The sequence below is a fragment of the Halomonas sp. 18071143 genome (assembly GCF_019211725.1).
Lineage (GTDB): Bacteria > Pseudomonadota > Gammaproteobacteria > Pseudomonadales > Halomonadaceae > Vreelandella > Vreelandella stevensii.
On sequence record NZ_CP078120.1, the window covers coordinates 1,157,333 to 1,183,116 of the forward strand.

Annotated in this window: 11 protein-coding genes; 7 read left to right on the forward strand and 4 right to left on the reverse strand. The window is 62.3% G+C overall.

Annotated elements, in window-relative coordinates; all coding sequences use genetic code 11:
• The first annotated feature begins 16 nt into the window (after positions 1-16).
• A complete protein-coding gene (locus KVY02_RS05530; protein ID WP_256357575.1) occupies positions 17-12,979 on the forward strand; it encodes an Ig-like domain-containing protein in 12,963 nt (4,320 codons plus the stop codon).
• A gap of 105 nt (positions 12,980-13,084) precedes the next feature.
• Entirely contained in the window at positions 13,085-13,411 is a 327-nt protein-coding gene (locus KVY02_RS05535; protein WP_081193592.1) for a tryptophan synthase subunit beta like protein, read from the forward strand.
• Between the two features lie 39 nt (positions 13,412-13,450).
• Here KVY02_RS05535 and KVY02_RS05540 read toward each other — a convergent pair whose 3' ends face one another.
• The 3 genes from KVY02_RS05540 to KVY02_RS05550 all read right to left on the reverse strand — a co-directional run bounded on the left by KVY02_RS05540 (position 13,451) and on the right by KVY02_RS05550 (position 16,817).
• A complete protein-coding gene (locus KVY02_RS05540; RefSeq protein WP_218314671.1) occupies positions 13,451-15,358 on the reverse strand; it encodes an EAL domain-containing protein in 1,908 nt (635 codons plus the stop codon).
• Between the two features lie 14 nt (positions 15,359-15,372).
• Positions 15,373-16,077, reverse strand: a complete 705-nt coding sequence (locus KVY02_RS05545) for a transglutaminase-like cysteine peptidase (protein WP_218314678.1) — start codon at positions 16,075-16,077, stop codon at positions 15,373-15,375.
• 92 nt (positions 16,078-16,169) lie between these two features.
• The gene (locus KVY02_RS05550; protein ID WP_371317404.1) at positions 16,170-16,817 is read right to left on the reverse strand and encodes an arylesterase; all 648 of its coding nucleotides are present in this window, start codon (positions 16,815-16,817) and stop codon (positions 16,170-16,172) included.
• Positions 16,818-16,932: 115 nt separating this feature from the next.
• On the opposite strand from KVY02_RS05550, the gene KVY02_RS05555 reads away from it, so the two are divergent.
• The 5 genes from KVY02_RS05555 to glyA all read left to right on the forward strand — a co-directional run bounded on the left by KVY02_RS05555 (position 16,933) and on the right by glyA (position 24,807).
• On the forward strand, positions 16,933-17,748 hold the full coding sequence (locus KVY02_RS05555; protein WP_218314680.1) for an ABC transporter ATP-binding protein: 816 nt from the start codon (positions 16,933-16,935) through the stop codon (positions 17,746-17,748).
• A complete protein-coding gene (locus KVY02_RS05560; RefSeq protein ID WP_218314681.1) occupies positions 17,741-20,305 on the forward strand; it encodes an ABC transporter permease in 2,565 nt (854 codons plus the stop codon). Before KVY02_RS05555 ends, KVY02_RS05560 begins: the two co-directional genes overlap by 8 nt.
• A gap of 850 nt (positions 20,306-21,155) precedes the next feature.
• Positions 21,156-21,584: an REP-associated tyrosine transposase gene (locus KVY02_RS05565; RefSeq protein ID WP_081138170.1), complete on the forward strand. Its 429-nt coding sequence runs from the start codon at positions 21,156-21,158 to the stop codon at positions 21,582-21,584.
• 367 nt (positions 21,585-21,951) lie between these two features.
• Positions 21,952-23,385, forward strand: a complete 1,434-nt coding sequence (locus KVY02_RS05570) for a hypothetical protein (protein ID WP_218314682.1) — start codon at positions 21,952-21,954, stop codon at positions 23,383-23,385.
• Between the two features lie 156 nt (positions 23,386-23,541).
• Positions 23,542-24,807: a serine hydroxymethyltransferase gene (gene glyA, locus KVY02_RS05575; RefSeq protein WP_016913272.1), complete on the forward strand. Its 1,266-nt coding sequence runs from the start codon at positions 23,542-23,544 to the stop codon at positions 24,805-24,807.
• A gap of 73 nt (positions 24,808-24,880) precedes the next feature.
• Here the strand turns inward: glyA and KVY02_RS05580 are convergent, their stop codons facing one another.
• A complete protein-coding gene (locus KVY02_RS05580; protein WP_218314683.1) occupies positions 24,881-25,711 on the reverse strand; it encodes a glycosyltransferase family 32 protein in 831 nt (276 codons plus the stop codon).
• Positions 25,712-25,784 lie beyond the last annotated feature (73 nt).

Genomic DNA, 25,784 nt, shown 5'->3' on the forward strand with positions numbered 1-25,784 from the left:
AGAAGGCACGTTGACTGTGACCGCTAGTTTTACTGATTCAGCGGGCAGTCTTTCGAGTGATACTACTACTCCATTACTGGACACCACCGCCCCGGATGCGCCCGTCATCAGCCTGGATAACGACACCGGCGCGGACGCCAGCGACGGCATCACCAAGGACGGCGCGTTCACGGTGAGCGGCGTCGAAGACGGCGCGCTTGTGGAATACAGCACCGACGGTGGCAACACCTGGAGCACCGACAAACCGACGGCGGTGGAAGGTGAGAACACCATCAGCGTGCGTCAGACCGATGCGGCGGGTAACGTCTCCGACAGCAGCAGCCTCACGTTCACGCTGGACACCACCGCCCCGGATGCGCCCGTCATCAGCCTGGATAACGACACCGGCGCGGACGCCAGCGACGGCATCACCAAGGACGGCGCGTTCACGGTGAGCGGCGTCGAAGACGGCGCGCTTGTGGAATACAGCACCGACGGTGGCAACACCTGGAGCATCGACAAACCGACGGCGGTGGAAGGTGAGAACACCATCAGCGTGCGTCAGACCGATGCGGCGGGTAACGTCTCCGACAGCAGCGACCTCACGTTCACGCTGGACACCACCGCCCCGGATGCGCCCGTCATCAGCCTGGATAACGACACCGGCGCGGACGCCAGCGACGGCATCACCAAGGACGGCGCGTTCACGGTGAGCGGCGTCGAAGACGGCGCGCTTGTGGAATACAGCACCGACGGTGGCAACACCTGGAGCACCGACAAACCGACGGCGGTGGAAGGTGAGAACACCATCAGCGTGCGTCAGACCGATGCGGCGGGTAACGTCTCCGACAGCAGCAGCCTCACGTTCACGCTGGACACCACCGCCCCGGATGCGCCCGTCATCAGCCTGGATAACGACACCGGCGCGGACGCCAGCGACGGCATCACCAAGGACGGCGCGTTCACGGTGAGCGGCGTCGAAGACGGCGCGCTTGTGGAATACAGCACCGACGGTGGCAACACCTGGAGCATCGACAAACCGACGGCGGTGGAAGGTGAGAACACCATCAGCGTGCGTCAGACCGATGCGGCGGGTAACGTCTCCGACAGCAGCGACCTCACGTTCACGCTGGACACCACCGCCCCGGATGCGCCCGTCATCAGCCTGGATAACGACACCGGCGCGGACGCCAGCGACGGCATCACCAAGGACGGCGCGTTCACGGTGAGCGGCGTCGAAGACGGCGCGCTTGTGGAATACAGCACCGACGGTGGCAACACCTGGAGCATCGACAAACCGACGGCGGTGGAAGGTGAGAACACCATCAGCGTGCGTCAGACCGATGCGGCGGGTAACGTCTCCGACAGCAGCAGCCTCACGTTCACGCTGGACACCACCGCCCCGGATGCGCCCGTCATCAGCCTGGATAACGACACCGGCGCGGACGCCAGCGACGGCATCACCAAGGACGGCGCGTTCACGGTGAGCGGCGTCGAAGACGGCGCGCTTGTGGAATACAGCACCGACGGTGGCAACACCTGGAGCACCGACAAACCGACGGCGGTGGAAGGTGAGAACACCATCAGCGTGCGTCAGACCGATGCGGCGGGTAACGTCTCCGACAGCAGCGACCTCACGTTCACGCTGGACACCACCGCCCCGGATGCGCCCGTCATCAGCCTGGATAACGACACCGGCGCGGACGCCAGCGACGGCATCACCAAGGACGGCGCGTTCACGGTGAGCGGCGTCGAAGACGGCGCGCTTGTGGAATACAGCACCGACGGTGGCAACACCTGGAGCACCGACAAACCGACGGCGGTGGAAGGTGAGAACACCATCAGCGTGCGTCAGACCGATGCGGCGGGTAACGTCTCCGACAGCAGCAGCCTCACGTTCACGCTGGACACCACCGCCCCGGATGCGCCCGTCATCAGCCTGGATAACGACACCGGCGCGGACGCCAGCGACGGCATCACCAAGGACGGCGCGTTCACGGTGAGCGGCGTCGAAGACGGCGCGCTTGTGGAATACAGCACCGACGGTGGCAACACCTGGAGCATCGACAAACCGACGGCGGTGGAAGGTGAGAACACCATCAGCGTGCGTCAGACCGATGCAGCGGGTAACGTCTCCGACAGCAGCAGCCTCACGTTCACGCTGGACACCACCGCCCCGGATGCGCCCGTCATCAGCCTGGATAACGACACCGGCGCGGACGCCAGCGACGGCATCACCAAGGACGGCGCGTTCACGGTGAGCGGCGTCGAAGACGGCGCGCTTGTGGAATACAGCACCGACGGTGGCAACACCTGGAGCATCGACAAACCGACGGCGGTGGAAGGTGAGAACACCATCAGCGTGCGTCAGACCGATGCGGCGGGTAACGTCTCCGACAGCAGCAGCCTCACGTTCACGCTGGACACCACCGCCCCGGATGCGCCCGTCATCAGCCTGGATAACGACACCGGCGCGGACGCCAGCGACGGCATCACCAAGGACGGCGCGTTCACGGTGAGCGGCGTCGAAGACGGCGCGCTTGTGGAATACAGCACCGACGGTGGCAACACCTGGAGCATCGACAAACCGACGGCGGTGGAAGGTGAGAACACCATCAGCGTGCGTCAGACCGATGCAGCGGGTAACGTCTCCGACAGCAGCAGCCTCACGTTCACGCTGGACACCACCGCCCCGGATGCGCCCGTCATCAGCCTGGATAACGACACCGGCGCGGACGCCAGCGACGGCATCACCAAGGACGGCGCGTTCACGGTGAGCGGCGTCGAAGACGGCGCGCTTGTGGAATACAGCACCGACGGTGGCAACACCTGGAGCATCGACAAACCGACGGCGGTGGAAGGTGAGAACACCATCAGCGTGCGTCAGACCGATGCGGCGGGTAACGTCTCCGACAGCAGCAGCCTCACGTTCACGCTGGACACCACCGCCCCGGATGCGCCCGTCATCAGCCTGGATAACGACACCGGCGCGGACGCCAGCGACGGCATCACCAAGGACGGCGCGTTCACGGTGAGCGGCGTCGAAGACGGCGCGCTTGTGGAATACAGCACCGACGGTGGCAACACCTGGAGCATCGACAAACCGACGGCGGTGGAAGGTGAGAACACCATCAGCGTGCGTCAGACCGATGCGGCGGGTAACGTCTCCGACAGCAGCGACCTCACGTTCACGCTGGACACCACCGCCCCGGATGCGCCCGTCATCAGCCTGGATAACGACACCGGCGCGGACGCCAGCGACGGCATCACCAAGGACGGCGCGTTCACGGTGAGCGGCGTCGAAGACGGCGCGCTTGTGGAATACAGCACCGACGGTGGCAACACCTGGAGCACCGACAAACCGACGGCGGTGGAAGGTGAGAACACCATCAGCGTGCGTCAGACCGATGCGGCGGGTAACGTCTCCGACAGCAGCAGCCTCACGTTCACGCTGGACACCACCGCCCCGGATGCGCCCGTCATCAGCCTGGATAACGACACCGGCGCGGACGCCAGCGACGGCATCACCAAGGACGGCGCGTTCACGGTGAGCGGCGTCGAAGACGGCGCGCTTGTGGAATACAGCACCGACGGTGGCAACACCTGGAGCACCGACAAACCGACGGCGGTGGAAGGTGAGAACACCATCAGCGTGCGTCAGACCGATGCAGCGGGTAACGTCTCCGACAGCAGCAGCCTCACGTTCACGCTGGACACCACCGCCCCGGATGCGCCCGTCATCAGCCTGGATAACGACACCGGCGCGGACGCCAGCGACGGCATCACCAAGGACGGCGCGTTCACGGTGAGCGGCGTCGAAGACGGCGCGCTTGTGGAATACAGCACCGACGGTGGCAACACCTGGAGCACCGACAAACCGACGGCGGTGGAAGGTGAGAACACCATCAGCGTGCGTCAGACCGATGCGGCGGGTAACGTCTCCGACAGCAGCAGCCTCACGTTCACGCTGGACACCACCGCCCCGGATGCGCCCGTCATCAGCCTGGATAACGACACCGGCGCGGACGCCAGCGACGGCATCACCAAGGACGGCGCGTTCACGGTGAGCGGCGTCGAAGACGGCGCGCTTGTGGAATACAGCACCGACGGTGGCAACACCTGGAGCATCGACAAACCGACGGCGGTGGAAGGTGAGAACACCATCAGCGTGCGTCAGACCGATGCGGCGGGTAACGTCTCCGACAGCAGCGACCTCACGTTCACGCTGGACACCACCGCCCCGGATGCGCCCGTCATCAGCCTGGATAACGACACCGGCGCGGACGCCAGCGACGGCATCACCAAGGACGGCGCGTTCACGGTGAGCGGCGTCGAAGACGGCGCGCTTGTGGAATACAGCACCGACGGTGGCAACACCTGGAGCACCGACAAACCGACGGCGGTGGAAGGTGAGAACACCATCAGCGTGCGTCAGACCGATGCGGCGGGTAACGTCTCCGACAGCAGCAGCCTCACGTTCACGCTGGACACCACCGCCCCGGATGCGCCCGTCATCAGCCTGGATAACGACACCGGCGCGGACGCCAGCGACGGCATCACCAAGGACGGCGCGTTCACGGTGAGCGGCGTCGAAGACGGCGCGCTTGTGGAATACAGCACCGACGGTGGCAACACCTGGAGCACCGACAAACCGACGGCGGTGGAAGGTGAGAACACCATCAGCGTGCGTCAGACCGATGCGGCGGGTAACGTCTCCGACAGCAGCAGCCTCACGTTCACGCTGGACACCACCGCCCCGGATGCGCCCGTCATCAGCCTGGATAACGACACCGGCGCGGACGCCAGCGACGGCATCACCAAGGACGGCGCGTTCACGGTGAGCGGCGTCGAAGACGGCGCGCTTGTGGAATACAGCACCGACGGTGGCAACACCTGGAGCATCGACAAACCGACGGCGGTGGAAGGTGAGAACACCATCAGCGTGCGTCAGACCGATGCGGCGGGTAACGTCTCCGACAGCAGCAGCCTCACGTTCACGCTGGACACCACCGCCCCGGATGCGCCCGTCATCAGCCTGGATAACGACACCGGCGCGGACGCCAGCGACGGCATCACCAAGGACGGCGCGTTCACGGTGAGCGGCGTCGAAGACGGCGCGCTTGTGGAATACAGCACCGACGGTGGCAACACCTGGAGCACCGACAAACCGACGGCGGTGGAAGGTGAGAACACCATCAGCGTGCGTCAGACCGATGCAGCGGGTAACGTCTCCGACAGCAGCAGCCTCACGTTCACGCTGGACACCACCGCCCCGGATGCGCCCGTCATCAGCCTGGATAACGACACCGGCGCGGACGCCAGCGACGGCATCACCAAGGACGGCGCGTTCACGGTGAGCGGCGTCGAAGACGGCGCGCTTGTGGAATACAGCACCGACGGTGGCAACACCTGGAGCATCGACAAACCGACGGCGGTGGAAGGTGAGAACACCATCAGCGTGCGTCAGACCGATGCGGCGGGTAACGTCTCCGACAGCAGCAGCCTCACGTTCACGCTGGACACCACCGCCCCGGATGCGCCCGTCATCAGCCTGGATAACGACACCGGCGCGGACGCCAGCGACGGCATCACCAAGGACGGCGCGTTCACGGTGAGCGGCGTCGAAGACGGCGCGCTTGTGGAATACAGCACCGACGGTGGCAACACCTGGAGCATCGACAAACCGACGGCGGTGGAAGGTGAGAACACCATCAGCGTGCGTCAGACCGATGCGGCGGGTAACGTCTCCGACAGCAGCAGCCTCACGTTCACGCTGGACACCACCGCCCCGGATGCGCCCGTCATCAGCCTGGATAACGACACCGGCGCGGACGCCAGCGACGGCATCACCAAGGACGGCGCGTTCACGGTGAGCGGCGTCGAAGACGGCGCGCTTGTGGAATACAGCACCGACGGTGGCAACACCTGGAGCATCGACAAACCGACGGCGGTGGAAGGTGAGAACACCATCAGCGTGCGTCAGACCGATGCGGCGGGTAACGTCTCCGACAGCAGCAGCCTCACGTTCACGCTGGACACCACCGCCCCGGATGCGCCCGTCATCAGCCTGGATAACGACACCGGCGCGGACGCCAGCGACGGCATCACCAAGGACGGCGCGTTCACGGTGAGCGGCGTCGAAGACGGCGCGCTTGTGGAATACAGCACCGACGGTGGCAACACCTGGAGCACCGACAAACCGACGGCGGTGGAAGGTGAGAACACCATCAGCGTGCGTCAGACCGATGCGGCGGGTAACGTCTCCGACAGCAGCAGCCTCACGTTCACGCTGGACACCACCGCCCCGGATGCGCCCGTCATCAGCCTGGATAACGACACCGGCGCGGACGCCAGCGACGGCATCACCAAGGACGGCGCGTTCACGGTGAGCGGCGTCGAAGACGGCGCGCTTGTGGAATACAGCACCGACGGTGGCAACACCTGGAGCATCGACAAACCGACGGCGGTGGAAGGTGAGAACACCATCAGCGTGCGTCAGACCGATGCGGCGGGTAACGTCTCCGACAGCAGCGACCTCACGTTCACGCTGGACACCACCGCCCCGGATGCGCCCGTCATCAGCCTGGATAACGACACCGGCGCGGACGCCAGCGACGGCATCACCAAGGACGGCGCGTTCACGGTGAGCGGCGTCGAAGACGGCGCGCTTGTGGAATACAGCACCGACGGTGGCAACACCTGGAGCACCGACAAACCGACGGCGGTGGAAGGTGAGAACACCATCAGCGTGCGTCAGACCGATGCGGCGGGTAACGTCTCCGACAGCAGCAGCCTCACGTTCACGCTGGACACCACCGCCCCGGATGCGCCCGTCATCAGCCTGGATAACGACACCGGCGCGGACGCCAGCGACGGCATCACCAAGGACGGCGCGTTCACGGTGAGCGGCGTCGAAGACGGCGCGCTTGTGGAATACAGCACCGACGGTGGCAACACCTGGAGCATCGACAAACCGACGGCGGTGGAAGGTGAGAACACCATCAGCGTGCGTCAGACCGATGCGGCGGGTAACGTCTCCGACAGCAGCAGCCTCACGTTCACGCTGGACACCACCGCCCCGGATGCGCCCGTCATCAGCCTGGATAACGACACCGGCGCGGACGCCAGCGACGGCATCACCAAGGACGGCGCGTTCACGGTGAGCGGCGTCGAAGACGGCGCGCTTGTGGAATACAGCACCGACGGTGGCAACACCTGGAGCATCGACAAACCGACGGCGGTGGAAGGTGAGAACACCATCAGCGTGCGTCAGACCGATGCGGCGGGTAACGTCTCCGACAGCAGCAGCCTCACGTTCACGCTGGACACCACCGCCCCGGATGCGCCCGTCATCAGCCTGGATAACGACACCGGCGCGGACGCCAGCGACGGCATCACCAAGGACGGCGCGTTCACGGTGAGCGGCGTCGAAGACGGCGCGCTTGTGGAATACAGCACCGACGGTGGCAACACCTGGAGCACCGACAAACCGACGGCGGTGGAAGGTGAGAACACCATCAGCGTGCGTCAGACCGATGCGGCGGGTAACGTCTCCGACAGCAGCAGCCTCACGTTCACGCTGGACACCACCGCCCCGGATGCGCCCGTCATCAGCCTGGATAACGACACCGGCGCGGACGCCAGCGACGGCATCACCAAGGACGGCGCGTTCACGGTGAGCGGCGTCGAAGACGGCGCGCTTGTGGAATACAGCACCGACGGTGGCAACACCTGGAGCATCGACAAACCGACGGCGGTGGAAGGTGAGAACACCATCAGCGTGCGTCAGACCGATGCAGCGGGTAACGTCTCCGACAGCAGCAGCCTCACGTTCACGCTGGACACCACCGCCCCGGATGCGCCCGTCATCAGCCTGGATAACGACACCGGCGCGGACGCCAGCGACGGCATCACCAAGGACGGCGCGTTCACGGTGAGCGGCGTCGAAGACGGCGCGCTTGTGGAATACAGCACCGACGGTGGCAACACCTGGAGCACCGACAAACCGACGGCGGTGGAAGGTGAGAACACCATCAGCGTGCGTCAGACCGATGCGGCGGGTAACGTCTCCGACAGCAGCAGCCTCACGTTCACGCTGGACACCACCGCCCCGGATGCGCCCGTCATCAGCCTGGATAACGACACCGGCGCGGACGCCAGCGACGGCATCACCAAGGACGGCGCGTTCACGGTGAGCGGCGTCGAAGACGGCGCGCTTGTGGAATACAGCACCGACGGTGGCAACACCTGGAGCACCGACAAACCGACGGCGGTGGAAGGTGAGAACACCATCAGCGTGCGTCAGACCGATGCGGCGGGTAACGTCTCCGACAGCAGCAGCCTCACGTTCACGCTGGACACCACCGCCCCGGATGCGCCCGTCATCAGCCTGGATAACGACACCGGCGCGGACGCCAGCGACGGCATCACCAAGGACGGCGCGTTCACGGTGAGCGGCGTCGAAGACGGCGCGCTTGTGGAATACAGCACCGACGGTGGCAACACCTGGAGCACCGACAAACCGACGGCGGTGGAAGGTGAGAACACCATCAGCGTGCGTCAGACCGATGCGGCGGGTAACGTCTCCGACAGCAGCGACCTCACGTTCACGCTGGACACCACCGCCCCGGATGCGCCCGTCATCAGCCTGGATAACGACACCGGCGCGGACGCCAGCGACGGCATCACCAAGGACGGCGCGTTCACGGTGAGCGGCGTCGAAGACGGCGCGCTTGTGGAATACAGCACCGACGGTGGCAACACCTGGAGCATCGACAAACCGACGGCGGTGGAAGGTGAGAACACCATCAGCGTGCGTCAGACCGATGCGGCGGGTAACGTCTCCGACAGCAGCAGCCTCACGTTCACGCTGGACACCACCGCCCCGGATGCGCCCGTCATCAGCCTGGATAACGACACCGGCGCGGACGCCAGCGACGGCATCACCAAGGACGGCGCGTTCACGGTGAGCGGCGTCGAAGACGGCGCGCTTGTGGAATACAGCACCGACGGTGGCAACACCTGGAGCATCGACAAACCGACGGCGGTGGAAGGTGAGAACACCATCAGCGTGCGTCAGACCGATGCAGCGGGTAACGTCTCCGACAGCAGCAGCCTCACGTTCACGCTGGACACCACCGCCCCGGATGCGCCCGTCATCAGCCTGGATAACGACACCGGCGCGGACGCCAGCGACGGCATCACCAAGGACGGCGCGTTCACGGTGAGCGGCGTCGAAGACGGCGCGCTTGTGGAATACAGCACCGACGGTGGCAACACCTGGAGCATCGACAAACCGACGGCGGTGGAAGGTGAGAACACCATCAGCGTGCGTCAGACCGATGCGGCGGGTAACGTCTCCGACAGCAGCAGCCTCACGTTCACGCTGGACACCACCGCCCCGGATGCGCCCGTCATCAGCCTGGATAACGACACCGGCGCGGACGCCAGCGACGGCATCACCAAGGACGGCGCGTTCACGGTGAGCGGCGTCGAAGACGGCGCGCTTGTGGAATACAGCACCGACGGTGGCAACACCTGGAGCATCGACAAACCGACGGCGGTGGAAGGTGAGAACACCATCAGCGTGCGTCAGACCGATGCGGCGGGTAACGTCTCCGACAGCAGCAGCCTCACGTTCACGCTGGACACCACCGCCCCGGATGCGCCCGTCATCAGCCTGGATAACGACACCGGCGCGGACGCCAGCGACGGCATCACCAAGGACGGCGCGTTCACGGTGAGCGGCGTCGAAGACGGCGCGCTTGTGGAATACAGCACCGACGGTGGCAACACCTGGAGCATCGACAAACCGACGGCGGTGGAAGGTGAGAACACCATCAGCGTGCGTCAGACCGATGCGGCGGGTAACGTCTCCGACAGCAGCGACCTCACGTTCACGCTGGACACCACCGCCCCGGATGCGCCCGTCATCAGCCTGGATAACGACACCGGCGCGGACGCCAGCGACGGCATCACCAAGGACGGCGCGTTCACGGTGAGCGGCGTCGAAGACGGCGCGCTTGTGGAATACAGCACCGACGGTGGCAACACCTGGAGCATCGACAAACCGACGGCGGTGGAAGGTGAGAACACCATCAGCGTGCGTCAGACCGATGCGGCGGGTAACGTCTCCGACAGCAGCAGCCTCACGTTCACGCTGGACACCACCGCCCCGGATGCGCCCGTCATCAGCCTGGATAACGACACCGGCGCGGACGCCAGCGACGGCATCACCAAGGACGGCGCGTTCACGGTGAGCGGCGTCGAAGACGGCGCGCTTGTGGAATACAGCACCGACGGTGGCAACACCTGGAGCATCGACAAACCGACGGCGGTGGAAGGTGAGAACACCATCAGCGTGCGTCAGACCGATGCGGCGGGTAACGTCTCCGACAGCAGCAGCCTCACGTTCACGCTGGACACCACCGCCCCGGATGCGCCCGTCATCAGCCTGGATAACGACACCGGCGCGGACGCCAGCGACGGCATCACCAAGGACGGCGCGTTCACGGTGAGCGGCGTCGAAGACGGCGCGCTTGTGGAATACAGCACCGACGGTGGCAACACCTGGAGCACCGACAAACCGACGGCGGTGGAAGGTGAGAACACCATCAGCGTGCGTCAGACCGATGCGGCGGGTAACGTCTCCGACAGCAGCAGCCTCACGTTCACGCTGGACACCACCGCCCCGGATGCGCCCGTCATCAGCCTGGATAACGACACCGGCGCGGACGCCAGCGACGGCATCACCAAGGACGGCGCGTTCACGGTGAGCGGCGTCGAAGACGGCGCGCTTGTGGAATACAGCACCGACGGTGGCAACACCTGGAGCATCGACAAACCGACGGCGGTGGAAGGTGAGAACACCATCAGCGTGCGTCAGACCGATGCGGCGGGTAACGTCTCCGACAGCAGCAGCCTCACGTTCACGCTGGACACCACCGCGCCGACGCTGACGGTGGATGCGCCGAACAGCAACGACACGACCCCGACCATTACCGGTACCTCCGATGAAATCGGTGCCACGGTGACCGTGGTGGTGACGGACGCCAATGGTGTTGAGCAAACCCTGACGGCCGAAGTACAGCAGGACGGCAGCTGGAGTGTTGATGTCACCACACCGCTGGCCGAAGGCGACTACGAGGTCGAAGCGAGCGTGAGCGATGCGGTGGGTAACGAACAGACCGCGAGCGACACCGGCGAGATCGACGTGACTGCGCCGACGCTGACGGTGGATGCGCCGAACAGCAACGACACGACCCCGACCATTACCGGTACCTCCGATGAAATCGGTGCCACGGTGACCGTGGTGGTGACGGACGCCAATGGTGTTGAGCAAACCCTGACGGCCGAAGTACAGCCGGACGGCAGCTGGAGTGTTGATGTCACCACACCGCTGGCCGAAGGCGACTACGAGGTCGAAGCGAGCGTGAGCGATGCGGTGGGTAACGAACAGACCGCGAGCGACACCGGCGAGATCGACGTGACCGCGCCGACGCTGACGGTGGATGCGCCGAACAGCAACGACACCACGCCGACCATTACCGGTACCTCCGATGAAATCGGTGCGACGGTGACCGTGGTGGTGACGGACGCCAATGGTGTTGAGCAAACCCTGACGGCCGAAGTACAGCCGGACGGCACCTGGAGTGTTGAGGTAGAAAATGCGTTGCCGGAAGGCGGCTACACGGTCGAAGCGAGCGTGAGTGATGCGGTGGGTAATACCACCACGGCAACGGACAGTGGAGCAATCGATTTAACGCCACTCATTATTGCTGAAGATGACTTTGCAACGGCACAGCTGAATATCCTTCCAGCAGAGGGCGGGACAATAAGCGAGAGTGATAGTCAGAAGGTTCTTGTAAAGCTAGGGCCGATAGGACTTGGTACTCGCTCTCCCGAGGTTTACTTTACCATCCCGGAAGGGCAGACGGGGGACGCTACCGTAACAGTCACTAATAATGCTGTTGTAGGCGTTTTTGACGATGCATATGCTATTGTTCAAAAGCTTGATCCGGAGACTGGCGAGTATGAAACGGTAACGACAATAGGCTCTCAGGGCTTGATTGGCTTCGTTTTTCTCTTTGGTGAAGGTGCCCAAGTCGAGCTGAGTGGCCTTGAAGCAGGCGATTACCGAATCGTCGGGGGATCAAGCTCTGCTCTAGCTGTAGGGTCTATTACAACCGTTAAAGTGGAAGTCGATCTCCTTGATACCACGAGCACGGTCGAGGCGGATCTGGTAAGTGGCAACGTGCTGATCAATGACATCCCCGGCTCTACCGACACCGTGTTGAAGGTTTGGAACGGTAGTGAGTTCGAAATGGTCACAGACTCAGGTATCAAGGTTATGGGAGAATACGGCGAATTTGAGCTGTTCGCAGACGGTACGTATACCTATTTACCTGATGCGAACCTGGATAACGTCGGTGAGATCGATAGCCTCACGTATCAACTGGTGCACCCAACGGGTGTGACGGCGGAAGCCACCCTGCACGTTGGTATCACTGGCCCCGGCGTCGACAGTTTTGTCTGGGGAAGTGAAGGAGACGACACGCTGCAGGGCGATGACTACAACGACGTTATCTACAACGACGTTATCTACGGCGGCGAAGGTAACGATATCCTCACTGGTGGAGCGGGAGCAGATACCTTCAAGTGGGAATTCGGTGATCAGGGCACCAGTGGGTCGGGTGCTGCCGTGGACAAGGTCACGGACTTCACGCTGGGTGAGTTTGGCGCAAATGCCTCGGCAGATCGCCTGGATCTTGCGGATCTTCTCCAGAACGAAAACGCTGATACTATCGATCAGTACATCATGGCTGTGCAGCAGGGTGGAGACACCGTATTGCACATCAAATCTGATGGCGGCATTGCCACTGATGGCAGCAACGCGGATCAGCAGATCGTGCTGAAGAACGTACAGATGTCGCCGGAAAGCACTTCATCTGACTTCATTCAGTCTCTTTTAGAGAATGGCCAATTGAAGATAGACCTCTGATATCGTTGACCCAACCCAAAGGCCGCCTACGGGCGGCCTTGTTGTATCTACAGTAAGATGACGTTTAACAACCAACCAGCGCGTTGACTGACAGGGGAAGCCGCTATGCTCTATATCAAACGTAACGCCAAGGGGGAGATCGTGACGCTTAGCAAGGAGCCTACGCCCGAGTGTAGCGAGACCATCGCGGCCAATTCGCCAGAGGTGTTTGCCTTTCTGGCCCAGCAAACGGGGCAGTCGGCGCAAATGATAGCGTCTGACCTGGCTTTCGTGAGGGTGGTAGAAGACATGCTGGAGGTGTTGCTGGAGAAGGGCGTGCTGAGCTTTACCGATTTGCCTGCTGCCGCCCAGAGCAAGGTGATGGAGCGTAAGTCGCTTCGCGCAAGGAATGACGTGAACCTGCTAGGGGATGACGATACGCCACTCTGGTAAGGACGTGCCTCAGGCACGCCCTTACCACCATGGTGGGGCCTAGCTGGCTCGAACAGCTGGGCCTGTCACGCCATCTACACCGGTGCGGAACAGGCTTTCCAGCTCCTCTGGGGCGGCCACGCCCTCGGCGATCACCTCAATGCCTAGTGAGTGGCACAGGGTGGCCATGCCGCGCACGATGGTTTGCTGCTCGTGGGAGGTATCGATACCCCGCACCAGGCTGCTGTCCAGTTTCAGGTAGCTCAACCCTACGTCGTGCAGGTCGGCCAACTTGGTGAATTCAGCACCCACGTGTTCGATGCCGAACTGGCAGCCCAGCGGGCGCAGAGCGCTGCATAGCCCGCGCAAGCTGCCAATGGCGTGTGGCGTTAGCGTAGCGGGTACCTCGAAGCAGAGCTTGCGTGCCTGGGCAGGCTGCTTCTCCAATAGCTGTCTCAGCTCATTGACGAACTCGGCGTTGGTAATCGATGCAATCGACAGGTTGATCCCGAGCGACTGCTCGCCGTGGGCCTTGAGCTTGTCAAGTGCCTTGCGCACTACTGCGATATCCAGCGCGGGCTCCATCGAAAAACGCGTGACCCAAGGAATGAAGAGCCCCGCACTTTGCCACTGGTTAGCCAGCTGTAGGCGGGCAGGGCATTCGTAGTGCAACACCTGCTGCTCGGCATCCATGACCGGGAAGTAGGCCAATTGCGGCCCCTGGGCAATGGCGTCGGTCAGGGCCGTGCGCCACTGCGTGTGGTTGCCGAACAGAGAGCCCTGTTCACGCTGCCGCACCACGATATGGGTAGCGCTGCTGGCACTTTCCGCCTCTGCCAGGGCGTCGTCCAGCGTCGCCAGCAGCGGGCCACGTTCATCATGCGGATGGTAGGCTACCACGGCGGTGGCCAGGCCCGGTGTGGCGCTATTGTGGGGCGACGTTACCTGTGCCAGCGCTTCTTCCAGGCGAGGCAGTAGTGCGTGAGGCTCCTCCTCCATGGGTAGTATCAGCAGAAAGTCACTGCCGTTGAGTCGGCCCACCAGGGGCTCTTCCGACGTGCTATCCAGCGCGGCCAACTGCTGGGTGAGCTGCTTGAGCAGGGCATCGGTGGCCTGGTGGCCAAGCTGCTCGTTCAACTGCTCCAGGGCGCGCACACGCACCATGACCAGCAGCCCCGTGGCACGGGCGTCTTCACTCTCCAGCAGAGCGCCCAGCTTGCCCAGCATCACATCGCGGTTCAAGGCGTCGGTCACACGGTCGTGCTGCAGATGACGGCGTAGCTCGTCCAGCTTTTGCCCTTCGTCGCTGAGCATCTGGCGCACGTTGGCCGACAGCACGTTCATGGCCTGGGCCACTTCACGCAGCTCCAGCGTGCGGGGTTCCTTGATGGTGGTGAAGCGGCGCGCGCTGATGTCCTTGGCCTGGGCCACTACTCGTACCAGCGGGTGCTTGATGCCCCGCACCATCACCGTGGCCAGGGTCAGGCTGATCGCCCCCGCCAGCAGGAACCAACCCGCCAGCTCCAGCATGCTGCGCCATAGCGAGGCATAGGCAAAACTGTGCTGGCTCTCCAACTCCAGCGTGCCAAACTGCCGCCAGCCATCCTGAACGGTGGCCGTGCCCGTTGGCACATCGAACTGCACCAGGCTACGAAACCAGCCGGGGACGTCGCCGCTGTACTCACCGGCGCGGCGTTCCACCAGCACGTCGCCTTCGGCATCGCGCAGCACGATAGAACGGTAGTAACCGGTATCGAACTGCGCTGCAATCAGCAATTCGAGGATCACCAGTTCCTTGTCCAGCTGGCTCATGGAAAGCGCCAGTGCCGTGGCGTTGTCCTCGTTCTTGATGCGCACTTCCTGCTCGATGTAGGCGCGGCTGCTGTTGATGCTGATGGCCAGGCTGCCGACGAACGACAGCAGCAACAGCACGATAATGGCCAGCCAAAGCTGTTTGATCAGCGACATGGTGCCTGTTCCTCTTAGATGAATCCTTGTGATTGCATGCGCTCGATGACGCTGCGCCAGCGAGACAACCGCGCCAGCGGGTCGGCGCGAGACTCGGAGCCGCCGCCTGCCCACAAACCACTGCTATTGAAACTGAAGACCGGGTCCAGGTCGTTACGCTGGGAAGCGGGCGTGATGGAAGGCATCAGGTTATCCAGCACCAGCGGTTCGGCATTGGGCGTCGAGTAGTAGCCCAGCACCATGTGCGCCTGGGTAATCTGACTACGCCCGATCCGCGCGCGTACGTAAATCATGCGAAGCCGGTCACCCGGAACGCCCAACTGCTTTAACGTGATGTATTTGGCAATCGAATAATCTTCGCAGTCGCCCTGGCCCTTGCCCATGGCTTCCAGGGGCGTGGCCCAGAAGTCTTCCTGGCCCCAGTTGTTGATATCATCTACCCAGCGAATGCGCCGGTTGAAGAAGTCATTCACGTCGCGCAGTTGCGTTTGAATATCCTGGCCCTGCAGGCGGTCGAGCAGGCTGAACCACTCTTCCAGCACGTTCACGCCGCTTTGGCCATAAAGCCGTTGCATGGATTGACGCAATTGCTGAGGGTTGAAGGCGGCCGCAGGAGAGGGCTGAAACCCCAGCCCAACACCCAGCAACAGAGCGCCTGTGACGGTCAAGAACCGCCGACGTGTCAGGCCATGGGGAGGAGGGAGTGAGTGCAGGGACATGGACGCCATGAGCGTTGGGTAAATAGGCCTTCAGATTACTCGCTGACATGCAAAAGCGCTATCCCTGCTGGTCACAAATCATCAACGTTTTGTTACCGAGTGGCCTGGTGCGATGCCTCCAACATAGGCTCCAGTTCGGGCCAAACGTTGTCCAGAATGATAGGCTGAGCCTCTGCCGTGGGATGAATGCCATCGCTTTGCATCAACTGGGTATTGAGCGCCACATCTTCCAGCAGGAAGGGCACCAGTGAAAGCGCGTACTCATCCGCCAGCGAGTGGAACACGCCGGTAAAGGCATCACGATATGCCTGCCCGTAGTTGGGCGGAATATCGATGCCCAGCAGCAGTACCTCGGCATCGGCCTGCTGGCTCTGTTCGATCATGCTGGCCAGGTTGGCGCGCATCTGGGCGGGGGGCAGGCCACGCAGGCCATCGTTGCCGCCCAGCTCCAGCAGAACGATATCCGGCTGACGCTGTCGGAGAATATCGGCGAATCGTTGCGCACCGCCAGCGGTGGTTTCACCGCTGATGCTGGCATTGACCACCTCGGCCTCGCCCTCCAGACGCTGGGCGAGCAGCGCCACCCAGCCTTGCTCTTCTTCGATACCATAGGCAGCGCTCAAGCTATCGCCCATCACCAGCAACGTGGGCAATGCGCGAGTATCCGAGGATGTGTCGTCGTCATCGGCGTACAAGGGGAGCACGCTCAAACAGGTCACCAGGGTGACGGCCGTCAGCATGAAGGCTCTTGAAAGTGCTGTTGGTGAGAAAGCCGTGTTTGCGAGTGTCGTGTGCATCGCCTGTCGTACAGGTACCATTCGTTGTCGAACCGTTATTAAAGGGAATCCACGCTTCATGTCCTACTCCTCTGACCCTACTTCCAAAGTGCCCACCGATGCTGCCAATGCGCATGCGCCCACCACCGACACGCCAACGTCAGGTAAGGTTCCCCCGGCCATGGCGCCCAACGTGGTGCTACATGCCCATCAGTTGGCAAAACGCGTCGCCAGTGGCGAGCGTTCGCTGACCATACTGGACCACCTCGACCTCAGCGTGGCCGCCGGTGAAAGCGTTGCCATTCTAGGCAAGAGCGGGGCAGGCAAGTCAACCTTGCTGGGGCTGCTGGCGGGGCTGGACACGCCAAGTGATGGTGAGCTGACGCTGTTTGGTCACCCGCTGAGCCAGCTGGATGAGGATGGGCGTGCCGCGCTCAGGGCCGGACGAGTAGGTTTCGTGTTTCAAAACTTCCAGCTGCTGCCCACGCTCAGCGCCTTCGAAAACGTGCTGCTGCCGCTGGAGTTGTCGCCCCGGGCAGGGGAAACCGCCGCCGCCCAGCAGTGGCTGGAGCGTGTGGGGCTAGGGGAGCGCACCTCGCATCTGCCCAAACAGCTCTCTGGGGGCGAACAGCAGCGCGTGGCGATTGCCCGTGCCTTCGTCACCGACCCGGAGCTGGTGTTCGCCGACGAACCCACCGGCAACCTCGACCCGGATACCGGCGCACAAATCATCGACCTGCTGTTCACGCTGAACCAGCAGGCGGGCACCACGCTGATCCTGGTGACTCACGACCACGCATTGGCGCGCCGTTGCGACCGCTGCCTGCGGCTCACCAATGGCCAATTGACGCCTTTCGTTCCCGCCCCGGCCACCAGCGAGGAAGGCAATGAGTGACATCAACTGGCGGCTGGCCGCCCGTAGTTTAAAACGTGACTTGCGCGCGTCAGATGTCCGGGCGCTGTTCGTGGCCTTGATGTTGGCGGTGGCGGCATCCACCATGATCGCCTTCTTCCTGGACCGTCTGGAGCGTGGCCTGGAGCGCCAGGCCAGCCAGATATTGGGCGGCGACCTGGTGCTGGAACAGCGTGAGCCCTTCGATGAGAGCCTGCGTGCCGAACTCGAAGCGGCGGGCTTTATCCTGAGCGACCAGGTAGACCTGGTGTCGATGATTAGCCGCGGTGAGCGCTTTCAACCGGCCAGCCTCAAGGCCGTCGATGATATCTACCCGCACTATGGCGTCAACCTGGTTGATCTGGGCAATGGCGTCGAACGCCTGGCCTCCGGGCCTGGCGCCGGTGAGGCTTGGGCCGACCCGCGTCTGGCGGAGCTGATCGAGATCGAAATCGGTGATCAGGTACAGGTAGGCCAAACCGAGCTGACCATCACCGGCATCATCGAGCGTGAAGCCGACCAGTCCGCAGGGTTTGGCAACTTCAACCCTCGGCTGATGCTCAATACCGCCGACCTTGACGCCACCGGACTGGTGCAGCCTGGCTCCCGGGTCGAGTTCGAGCTGCTGGCCGCCGGGCCGCCTGCCGCTCTGGAGCAAGTGCAAGGCTTGCTGGCGGAATTACGCCGGGAGGGCGTGGACGTGCGTGATGTCCGCGTCGACCGGCCGCAGTTGGGCAATGCACTGCAGCGCGCGGAGAGCTACCTGGGGCTGGCAGGGCTGGCGGCCGTGCTGTTGGCCGGGGTCGCAGTGGCCATGTCGACTCGTCGCTATGTCGAGCGCCATCTGGACACTGCCGCGCTGCTGCGCTGCTTCGGCGCTAGCCAGCAACAGCTGGTCATGCTGTTTAGCCTGCAGCTGGTGGGCCTGGCGTTGATAGCCTCGCTGCTGGGGGCCATTCTCGGGCTGGTAGGCCAGGCACTGCTGCTGTGGTTGTTGAGCAGCTTCCTGCCCATGACGCTGCCTGCCCCCGGCATCATGCCGCTATGGCTGGGCATCTTCACCGCGCTGGCGGTACTGGTGGGTTTTGCTGGCCCCACCTTGCTGCGCATCAAACAGGTGAGCGCGCTGAAAGTGCTGCGCCGTGAACTGGACCCGCTGCCGCCTGCCGCCTGGCTGGTGGTGGGCGTGGCCAGCCTGGTGTTTGGTGGCCTGCTGTGGCTCTACTCGGGCAGCTTCTCGCTGGCTCTGGCGCTGCTGCTGGGCGGTTCGCTATTGCTGGCACTGTTGTGGGGCGTCAGTGCCTTGCTGCTGAATGGCTTGTTGAAGGCAGTGCAGCGCCTCTCCGGTGCCAGTGAATGGGGCCAGGCCCTGCGTTTGGGAGGGCGGCAGTTGGCCCGCCGCAAGCAGGCCGGGCTAGGGCAACTGCTGGCCTTTTCGGTGACGTTTTTCGCCATGGCCATGATCGTGCTGGTACGTGGTGATCTGCTGACCACCTGGCAAGACCAGCTGCCGGACAACACACCCAACTACTTTGCCATCAATATCCAGCCCAGCGAACGCGAGGCCTTCGAGCAGGCCGTGGCCCCGCGCGTCGAGACCCAAAGCACGCTCTACCCCATGGTGCGCGGGCGCATCAGTGCCATCAACGGGCAAGCCCCTCGGGACGCCGTGCCACCCGATGCCCGGGGCGACAACTCCTTGCGCCGCGAGCTGAACCTCACCTGGCAAGCCACGCTGCCGGAAGGCAATCGCGTGGTGGCCGGGCAGTGGTTTCGCACCCCCAGCGAGCCCCAGGGTTGGATGAGTGAAGTCGAGGCCACTGCCTCGGCGGTGGCCAGTACCGTGCCCATTTCGGTGGAAGAGGGGCTGGCAGCCCGCCTGGGGCTAGGCGTGGGCAATGAAATGACCTTCACCGTGGGGGGCGATACCATCACCACCCGCATCGACAGTTTGCGCAGCCTGAACTGGGATAGCTTCAACCCCAACTTCTTCGTGATCTTTCCGCCGGGCGTACTGGAGTCCTTTGGGCATAGCTTCATCACCGCCTTCCACTTGCCAGACGCGGAGCAGAGCCTGGTTCGCCAACTGGTCAGCGACTTCCCGGGCGTCTCGTTGCTCAACGTCGATGCCATCCTGGGCCAGGTGCGTGACGTGCTCACCCAGGTAACGCGGGCCGTCGAACTGGTGCTGGCCCTGGTGCTGTTGGCAGGGGTGAGCGTGTTGTACGCCGCCCTCACGGCCAGCCGACCGGTACGCGCCCATGAAAGCGGCCTGCTGCGGGTGTTCGGGGCGGGTAATCGGATGATCTCCCGCGTGCAAGGAGCCGAGTACGCCCTGCTGGGCTTTGCCAGCGGGCTGCTGGGCGCGGTGCTGGCCGAGCTGGTCACCGCCGCGCTCTACCTCTACTGGCTCGACCTCACCCCGCGCCTGCATTGGGGCCTATGGCTAGTGCTGCCCCTGGGCGGCGCGCTGCTGATCGGCATCATTGGTCATCTGCTTTCTTACCAACTGCGCCGCCAAGCCCCCGCCGCCAGCCTGGGGCTGTTGGGAGAAGCGTAGGCAATGAAGGAGTGGCTGCCCCGGCAGCCACTCAAGCCCACTTGAGGGAGGCCCATCCATTGGCTTATAGCCAGAGCAGCCACCCAAGCTATCCTGTGGGAGGCCAATTTCATTGGGCGACTGCTTGGGCAGGCACCCGTGCTTGAATCATCGCGAGCTAAAGCTCCCTCCCACAATAGGCTTCCAGCCACAAGAAGCTCCCAGCCACAGCAGGTCTTCTTAACCTCTGGGAGGTCAACTCATTGGCTATAGCCTGAGCAGCCACCCAAGCTATCCTGTGGGAGGCCAATTTCATTGGGCGATTGCCTGGGTAGGCACCCAAGCTATCCTGTGGGAGGCCAATTTATTGGGCGATTGCCTGGGCAGGCACCTAGGCTATCCTGTGGGAGGCCAATTTATTGGGCGACTGCTTGGGCAGTCACCCAAGCTAACCTGTGGGAGGCCAATTTCATTGGGCGACTGCCTGGGCAGGCACCCGTGCTTGAATCATCGCGAGCTAAAGCTCCCTCCCACAAGAAGCTCCCAGCCACAGCAGGGCTTCTTAACCTCTGGGAGGTCAACTCATTGGCTATAGCCAGAGCAGCCATCCAAACCATCCTGTGTGAGGCCAATTTCATTGGGCGACTGCCTGAGTAGGCACCTAGGCTATCCTGTGGGAGGCCAATTTTATTGGGCGATTGCTTGGGCAGGCACCCGTGCTTGAATCATCGCGAGCTAAAGCTCCCTCCCACAAGAAGCTTCCAGCCACAAGAAGCTCCCAGCTTCACCTGCGCTTTCTGTCATCGCTCAATCGATTAACGAAAATATGCTAGTTTAAATAAAGTTAATCACATAAAGGGAGAGTGGCCACATGAATAGAAGTTATCAGCTGAGACGTGGCAGGCTCTCCATCCCCAACAGTTACTACCTGGTGACCATCACCACTCAGCGTCGGCAACCTGTCTTTTCCACTTTTTCCCAGGCCCGTCACGCGGCTCGACACTTTTATCATCCACGTGTGTCAGTTCTTGCCACTACCTACGCCTATGTCGTCATGCCAGACCACATTCATTGGCTTTTTCAACTAAATGAACAGCTATCGGAGGCCGTAAGACGCTACAAGGCTTATGTCTCTTTGGATATTGGACAGAGCGTTTGGCAGGACGGCTTTCATGATCGAATGATTAGGGATGAAACTGCCCTAAAAGCGGCGGCCAGATACATTGTCGCCAATCCATTGCGTGCCAACCTGGTCGACGATATCAAAGCCTATAGCTACTGGAATGCTATATGGCTGTAACTGGGTAGCGCAGCCACCCAAACTAACTTGTAGGAGGCCAATGCATGGGCTTATAGCCTGAGCAGCCAACCAAGCTATCCTGTGGGAGGCCAATTTCATTGGGCGACTGCTTGGGCAGGCACCCGTGCTGGAATCATCGCGAGCTAAAGCTCCCTCCCACAATAGGCTTCCAGCCGCAAGAAGCTCTCAGCCACAGCAAAGCTTCTTGAACAGAAGGAGGCCAATTCATTGGGTTATAGCCTGAGCAGCCACCAAACCAACCTGTGGGAGGCCAGTTTATTGGGCAACTGCATGAGCCGGCGCATTCTTCGCTTTTCACAAAGCAGGCTTCGTGTATGCTACGCGCCTCTTCATTGGAGTTCGCGGCATGTGGTCGTTCAACGTCTCTCATTTCTTACCTGTGCTTCCTCGTTTTCAACAGGGCATGCCGATCCTGGCAGGACTTGTCGTCACCCTGTTGAGCGTTGGTGATGCCCATGCATCCGTGGCGCGTCTGGAGGCTGACCTGCAGGCCCAGTGGGGCCGTGGCGAGCAGCTCATCGAAATCGGCGAACTCCGTGAACAGGAGCAGCGCGTGATCGCCGAGCACATCGTGATCCGGCAGGCGCAAGGCGATGTGGTGACCATCGAGGCCTACCACGTGCAGGGCGATTACGACCAACCCGAGAGCGTCTCGTTTCACGGTATTCGCGTCATCGAGCCTGACGTCAGTGACCCGGTCTTGACGCTGACCGAGCTGGCCCTCGATCGCCCAGGAGCGGCCGTCCCCGACTTCGCCAACTTCACGACCCCAGATGCACCGCTTCACGGCTTGCGTTTGCAGGAGCTTTCGCTGTGGCTGGACGGCACCTTGGCCAAGCAGTGGACAGCAGAGTGGGGCAACGACGCGGCGCTGACGGGCTACCTCACCTTGCAAGCGTTGGTGCTGGAAGAGATGAGCGACGCTGCCCTTGGGCGCTTTGAGCTTCAGGGGCTGAAGGCCGAATTCAATGATCTGGCGTTGGGCTTTAGCGCTTCGCTGGGGCTGGATGAGCTGAGTATACGTGGGCTGGAAGGGCTCGATCGTCCAGGGCAGGAGCAGCTGGCGTGGGCCGAAGTGAACGGCTTCAGTCTGACCGGTGACCGCTGGAGCATACTGCTGGAGCGTGCCTGGGCCAGCGGCAACCTCTACGTCAGCGATATGGGCTTTCAGGGGGCCGCGCTGGATATGGGGGCGTTGATTGACCTGGCGCCACCGCAAGAGCGTCGGGATCTACAGGCCGTGAATAACGTGCTGACCGGTGGCAGCGGGCGCCTGAATGCCGCAGGGCGCAGTGCCTCTGAGTGGCATGAGGATACTCAACCGCCGCAGCTGAAGGCGGAAGGTTTTTTACAGCTCAGCGAGGCGGGGGAGGTGAGCTACCAGATGGCGCTTCCCGTGACGCTACCTGGGCGTGCCACCATCGAACAGGCGATGCAACACCCAGCCCTGTTCGAAACGGCCAGGCTTCACGGCGGTAACGTCACCCTGGCTTACAAGGATGCTGGCCTGCTGCCGCGCCTCGCCACCGAGCTCGCCACCCAGGAGGGGATCAGCACCTCGCAAATGGTGGCGCAAGGCTGGGCTCAGGCTCGCCAGTTCGAAAGGCTGGCAGGCCCGCAGGTCGCCAAGCTGATGGTAGCTCTGGTCGATATCATGGGGGGGCACGCCCAATCCTTGACCACGCACATCGCGCTGCCGGACCCCTTTACCCTCGAACAATTCATGATGGACCCGCTGGGCAGCAGTCAGCGCCTACGCGTCACTTTCGAATTGAAATAGCGCGGTTGTCCAGTTGGTCAGCCTGTAAAGGCTACCGCCAACATGAAACATGCTCATGTAACACCTGATACGGATGCGATGAAAGTCGCGTCCGAGTGGGTTATCATGGCTCCCTCGCTTCTCCATGATGACCGTTTCGTTACGAGGTTCCCGCCGATGTTCAGCCGCGACATGACAATTGCCGGATTCGATGATGTGCTGTTTGATGCCATGCAGAAGGAAGTGGCACGCCAGGAAGCCCACATCGAACTGATTGCTTCCGAAAACTACGCCAGCCCGCGTGTCCTGGAAGCACAAGGCAGCCAGCTGACCAATAAATACGCTGAAGGCTACCCCGGCAAGCGCTACTACGGCGGCTGTGAGTTTGTCGATATCGCCGAGAACCTGGCCATCGATTACGCCAAGGAGCTGTTTGGCGCCACCTACGTCAACGTGCAGCCGCACTCCGGCTCTCAGGCAAACAGTGCCGTATTCCAGGCGCTGGTCAGCCCCGGCGATACCATCCTCGGCATGAGCCTGGACGCGGGCGGTCACCTGACCCACGGTGCCAAGCCCAACTTCTCTGGCAAGCACTACAATGCTATCCAGTACGGTCTCGATGAGCAGGGCCTGATCGATTACGCTCAGGTGGCTCAGCTGGCTCGTGAGCACCAGCCGAAAATGATCATTGCGGGCTTCTCGGCCTACTCCCAGATTGTCGATTGGGCCAAATTCCGCGAAATCGCCGACGAAGTAGGGGCTTACCTGCTGGTCGATATGGCCCACGTGTCGGGTCTGGTGGCGGCCGGTGTCTACCCCAGCCCGCTGCCCCACGCCCACGTGGTCACCTCCACCACCCACAAGACCCTGCGTGGCCCCCGTAGCGGCGTGATCCTCTCGGCGGAAAACAACCCCGAGATCGAGAAAAAGCTCCAGTCTGCCGTGTTCCCCGGCGGCCAGGGCGGCCCGCTGATGCACGTCATTGCGGCCAAGGCGATCTGCTTCAAGGAAGCCATGGCGCCCGAGTTCAAGACCTACCAGCAGCAGGTCGTCAAGAACGCACAGGCCATGGCAACCGTGTTCATCGAGCGTGGCTACGACATCGTCTCGGGCGGTACCGAAGACCACCTGTTCCTGCTTTCTCTGATCAAGCAGGGCGTGACCGGCAAGGATGCGGATGCTGCCCTGGGCCGCGCCCACATCACCGTCAACAAGAACGCCGTGCCCAACGACCCGCAAAGCCCATTCGTCACCTCCGGCCTGCGTATCGGCACCCCGGCAGTGACCACCCGCGGTTTCGGTGAGCAAGAGTGTACCCAACTGGCAGGCTGGATCTGCGATATCCTCGATGTGCTGGCCAAGGGTGAAGACACCAGCGGCATCGAAGCCCAGGTGTTGGATAAAGTGGCAGAGGTGTGTGGCCGCTTCCCGGTTTACAAGTAAGCGCTTCTGTCTTCAGTAAGTAAAAACGCTAGCCTTGGGCTAGCGTTTTTTTTGGTAGGTCGCGTTTCCCAGGTCAATCGGCAGAGCGGTCCTGAGCATCACGTGCAGGCTCTGGTCTCACGACGCTGACGGTGCGCTGCTCCTTGGTCCATTTTCCCGCTGTTTTGTCGATATACTGAAAATGCTCGTTGGTGAAGCTGCCCTGGTTACAGGCATGCCGATAGGAGACAGTGGGCACGGCTTGTTGATCGAGTAGTTCGATGAACACCCCCGGCCCGGTCAGCTCGAAGACGTTGGTCAGGGAGCTGTCCTGAATGTTGTGCTGCACTCGTTCGATCAGCTTCAACAGGTTCGGATTGCCGGGGCGGCTGGCAATGAAATAGTTGCTGAGCTCACCACGGCGGGTGGTGATATACAGCTCCTCATGCTTGCCTAACGTGTTGGCCAAGGGCCAGATCGCGTGGGCATCGATATCCAGATATACGCCACCGTGTTGGTAGAGCACCAGCAGCCTCCAGAAATCGGCCTGGGCGGCACCGATTTGTAGGCGGTCATATTGCTGATTGATCTCTGGAGAGTAGTGAGCGGCAATGAACGCTTTTCTGGCCTCGGTAATCATGAACCGATATTCGAAGCGCGGGGCCATCAAGCGATTGAACAGGTAGTTCAAGTAAACAGGGAGCGTGACCTTATTGGTGAAGTTGGTTTGCCAGATGATCCTGGGGATGGGCGTTGGCTCTTTGGGCTTCAGCCAGGGGGCCGCTTGTTCCGGTAGCGTAAAGCGTTTTTTGGGGAACAGGGCATGAAAGCCATAGCTCAACAGCTTGGTGATGTTGGCCACTAGCTTGATGACTCTGCTGGTCGCCACGATATGCGGCTTGCGAGGTTTCGGTTGAGACGGCATCGCTTCTCTTTGCTCATTTCAATGAAAAGCCTGGGGAGTAAGCTCCTCAGGCTTTTCGACAATATTGAATGTT

Excerpts from the sequence above, each read along its gene's own strand:
- KVY02_RS05535 (WP_081193592.1), top strand. The coding sequence starts at position 13,085 with ATGCTCTATATCAAACGTAACGCCAAGGGGGAGATCGTGACGCTTAGC.
- KVY02_RS05540 (WP_218314671.1), bottom strand. The coding sequence starts at position 15,358 with ATGTCGCTGATCAAACAGCTTTGGCTGGCCATTATCGTGCTGTTGCTG.
- KVY02_RS05545 (WP_218314678.1), bottom strand. The coding sequence starts at position 16,077 with ATGTCCCTGCACTCACTCCCTCCTCCCCATGGCCTGACACGTCGGCGG.
- KVY02_RS05550 (WP_371317404.1), bottom strand. The coding sequence starts at position 16,817 with ATGCTGACGGCCGTCACCCTGGTGACCTGTTTGAGCGTGCTCCCCTTG.
- KVY02_RS05555 (WP_218314680.1), top strand. The coding sequence starts at position 16,933 with ATGTCCTACTCCTCTGACCCTACTTCCAAAGTGCCCACCGATGCTGCC.
- KVY02_RS05560 (WP_218314681.1), top strand. The coding sequence starts at position 17,741 with ATGAGTGACATCAACTGGCGGCTGGCCGCCCGTAGTTTAAAACGTGAC.
- KVY02_RS05565 (WP_081138170.1), top strand. The coding sequence starts at position 21,156 with ATGAATAGAAGTTATCAGCTGAGACGTGGCAGGCTCTCCATCCCCAAC.
- KVY02_RS05570 (WP_218314682.1), top strand. The coding sequence starts at position 21,952 with ATGTGGTCGTTCAACGTCTCTCATTTCTTACCTGTGCTTCCTCGTTTT.
- glyA (WP_016913272.1), top strand. The coding sequence starts at position 23,542 with ATGTTCAGCCGCGACATGACAATTGCCGGATTCGATGATGTGCTGTTT.
- KVY02_RS05580 (WP_218314683.1), bottom strand. The coding sequence starts at position 25,711 with ATGCCGTCTCAACCGAAACCTCGCAAGCCGCATATCGTGGCGACCAGC.